At 70.0% G+C, this 2,326-nt stretch carries 2 protein-coding genes and 1 pseudogene; 1 reads left to right on the forward strand and 2 read right to left on the reverse strand.

Translation table 11 applies throughout. The annotated features are described in order from the left end of the window. Nucleotides 1-480 precede the first annotated feature (480 nt). Together ACGFU7_RS47850 and ACGFU7_RS47855 are read right to left on the reverse strand one after the other, a co-directional pair. A pseudogene (locus ACGFU7_RS47850) lies at nt 481-867 on the reverse strand (hypothetical protein); the annotation flags it as partial. Nucleotides 868-892: 25 nt separating this feature from the next. After that, a complete protein-coding gene (locus tag ACGFU7_RS47855; RefSeq protein ID WP_393705083.1) occupies nt 893-1,483 on the reverse strand; it encodes a helix-hairpin-helix domain-containing protein in 591 nt (196 codons plus the stop codon). A 122-nt stretch (nt 1,484-1,605) separates the two neighbouring features. Between ACGFU7_RS47855 and ACGFU7_RS47860 the strand changes: the two genes are divergently transcribed. After that, the gene (locus ACGFU7_RS47860; RefSeq protein ID WP_393705085.1) at nt 1,606-2,094 is read left to right on the forward strand and encodes a hypothetical protein; all 489 of its coding nucleotides are present in this window, start codon (nt 1,606-1,608) and stop codon (nt 2,092-2,094) included. Nucleotides 2,095-2,326 lie beyond the last annotated feature (232 nt).

Raw genomic sequence — 2,326 nt, forward strand, 5'->3', positions numbered from 1 at the left:
ACTCCCGCAGAAGTCCACGCCGAGTACGAAGAGTTGCAGGCAGCGGCATAGGCAGAACCTCAACACCGCTGTCCGAGAAGCGCAGGGCCCCTCAATCAGCCTTGTGCGCTCAGGTCGTTGCGCCGAGCGGTGACCAGGTCCCGCCACCGCTGACGGGTGGGCCGGTCTCCGTCGAGCCACCGTGCCGGTGAGGGGCTGTCGAGAGGGAGCCCGGCCATGAAGTAGGCGTAGTCGCCGCTTTGAGTGAGGTCGCACAGCCGGGCGATCGTGGTTGTGACCTCGTTGTCGGCGCCGGTGACAGCGTGGTGGAAGCACGCCGCCAGTTCGAGTGTGACCTGTGCGCAGATGATGTCGGTTCCGGCGTCGCGTACGAGGCGGTTCAGTGAGGGCCGTCGCGGATCCGGTAGATCCAGGCGCGGCAGGCTGGCGGCGTCGGCGTCGACAACCGGGTATCCGGCGGCGGTGGCGGCTCGGGTCGCGTCAGTTGGTCCGCTGGTAGGTGCTCGCGGGTCCGGCGGCGCGGTATCCGTAGCGGGCTCGTGCGCGGTCGATGGCGGCTTCGAGGTCGCGTGTCCGCTCGTCGGTGGGGTCGAGGGTGAGTTGGTGGGTGGCGGTCTCGGCGGGCTGTAGTTGCTCGGCTCGTACGGGGATCGCCCGGACGCGGGCCCGTTGCAGGCCGAGGAATGCGAGGAGGGCGAGGCCGGTGTCGGCGAGTGCGGGGGTGTGGGCGGTGGGTTCGGTCAGGGGTCGGGTGTGGGTGGTGTGCGTGCGATCGGCGTAGCGGACAGTCAGGGTGATCGCGCAGCAGACGCTGTTATCGGACCTCATTTGGGCGCCGAGTTCGTCTACGAGGCCGAGGACGGCCTGGTGGTGCTGGTCGGGGTTGAGTCCGTCAGCGTCGAAGCGGTGCTCGGCGGAGGCGGAACGGGGAGCTGCCTATGGGACGACGGGGCGGTTGTCTTGGCTGTGGGAGCGGGTGTGGATCTGTCGGCCGGCGGGTGGCACCGAGGAGCCGTTGGAGGGTGGTGAGCGAGGTGTCCGCGATGTCGCCGATGCTGTAGATCCCGTACCGGGACAGGGATTTCGCCGTCGCGGGGCCGACTCCCGGCAGGGCGGCCGCGCGCTGGGGTCGCAGGAACGCGGCGATGTCGTACGGGGAGTTGCCGACGACGGTGACAGAGCCGGGTGGGGAGAGGGCGGCCGCCATTGCCGCGACCATCCGGGAGGGCCCGATACCCGCACTCGTCTGGACCCCGTACAGGGCGAGTGCGCGCAGCCGAATCACCGCGGCGAGTCCTTCGGCGTCGCGCTTCCAGTAGCGCAGGGCGCCGGTGAGGTCGACGTCGGCGGACCAGTCCGCGGAGTGCGGCTGCACGCGCGGGGTGATGCCTTCGAGGAGGGCCAGGAGCTGCTCGTACAGTTCCTCGTCCGGCTCCTGGGCATGGAAATAGATGCGCATCACGGTGCGCGGGCTGGTGGTCATCCGGCGCTACCGGGGCTGGTGTGGCTTATCCGAACTACGCTGCCGCTTTCGGATCTTGTCCGTGCTTCCTCACCCCTGCCCCTCCGCTTCCGCCCGCCGGGCGGCAGGATGCGCGGATGGCGATGAGCGAGACAGAACTGCTGGCCCTCCTGCGCGAACTCGACGACCCCGAACGGCTGGAACGGCCGCTGCGCTACGACCGCGCCGCGACCGGCCTCGCGTTCAGCGGGCTGGTGCGCCGGCTCGAAGCGGACTTCGGGGCCCCGTGCGAGTCCGAGCGGGACACCCAGGACTCCAGCGAGTACGGTCGCGTCCGCGTTCCCGCGGACGCGACCGTCTGCGGGACTCGGATCGTGGTCTGCGTGAGCAAATTCGGCTCCCTCGCCGAGGTCTGCGCAGACAATCCAGGGGCTTTTCTCGGCACGGACGAGGCCCGCGAGGAAGGGGCGCTGGACCCCGCCGACCTCGCTACCGTGGAGCGGGCACTGGCCGAACTCGGCTACGTGAGCATCCCCGAGGAACTGCTGGAAAGCGACTACGAGGGCCCCAGCGCGCTGGAGCCCTTCGCAGCGCGGCCCACCTGGTGGACACGGTTCTTCGGCACGGTCTAGTGATCCACCCGCCCGGCGGGCACCCTCAGCCGACCCCTGCGCGCCGGCTGGGGCCCAGGGCTGGTATTGACCCGAAACGCTTGTGATTCTGGGTCGTTGAGCTGAGTGTGAGTGATCTGGTGGGCGACGCGCGGCACCTGTCGCCGGCGGCGCAGGAGGTTCTGCGGTTGCGGGCGGTGGCCGCGCTCGTGGCAGGGCGGGACCGTGAGGACGTTGCGGCGGTGTTCGGGGT

Source organism: Streptomyces sp. NPDC048473 (assembly GCF_043200155.1).
Classification (GTDB): domain Bacteria; phylum Actinomycetota; class Actinomycetes; order Streptomycetales; family Streptomycetaceae; genus Streptomyces.